The sequence below is a fragment of the Desulfovibrio piger ATCC 29098 genome, assembly GCF_000156375.1.
In the GTDB taxonomy this organism is placed as follows: domain Bacteria; phylum Desulfobacterota; class Desulfovibrionia; order Desulfovibrionales; family Desulfovibrionaceae; genus Desulfovibrio; species Desulfovibrio piger.
In genome coordinates, this window is record NZ_DS996390.1 from 1 (window position 1) to 751 (window position 751).

At 44.7% G+C, this 751-nt stretch carries 2 protein-coding genes; both read left to right on the plus strand.

The window, feature by feature from the left end; all coding sequences use genetic code 11:
• Window positions 1-265, plus strand: a 265-nt coding sequence (locus DESPIG_RS13440; protein ID WP_211204922.1) for a transposase, incomplete at its 5' end; no start/stop codon positions are given.
• A gap of 83 nt (window positions 266-348) precedes the next feature.
• Complete coding sequence (locus DESPIG_RS14570; protein ID WP_006009670.1) at window positions 349-702, plus strand: transposase; 354 nt, start codon at window positions 349-351, stop codon at window positions 700-702.
• Window positions 703-751: the final 49 nt, after the last annotated feature.

A 751-nucleotide genomic window follows, 5' to 3' on the forward strand; every position in this document is an offset into this window, starting at 1 on the left:
TAGGCTCAGGACTCATTATTTCCAACGACGTCAAAAAAGGATAAGTATGGATATGGAGGTTTCTATGTCCACTCTTTTTTACCTTTCTTCCGCTCAGATGGATGTCATTCGCCCTTTCTTTCCTCGTTCAAGAGGCATTCCCAGAAGGGACGATCAAAAAATTATCAGTGGAATTATCCATGTTCTCAAGTTCGGTCTCCGATGGAAGGATGCTCCAAAAGAATACGGCCCCTATAAAACTCTTTATAACCGTTTTGTCAGATGAAGCAACATGGGCGTCTTCGAAAAGATTTTTACGGCTCTTTCCGAAAGTACCCAGGATACATCCCTTCTCATGATTGATGCTACCTGTCTGAAAGCTCACAGAACTGCCGCAAGTTTGAGAAAAAAAGGGCTTCCTCTCGCTGTATCGGACGCACAAAAGGAGGATTGAACACCAAATTACATGTAGTCTGCGACTTCGACGGACGTTCAATTCGGACATTGCTGACAGCCGGAACCATCAGTGATTATGGCGGTGCGGCATGTCTCTTGCCAACTCTGCCTTCAACCCGAATACTTCTTGCTGACAGGGGCTATGATGCCGGATGGATTCGCAGTTTTTTGAAAAATCGAGGTTGCACTCCCTGCATTCCTTCTCGGAAAAATACAAGAGTCATGAGTATTACAACAAGAAACAATATCTCCAGCATCACAAGATAGAACACATGTTTTCCCGGTGAATGACTGGCGTCACATAGCCATGCGCTAT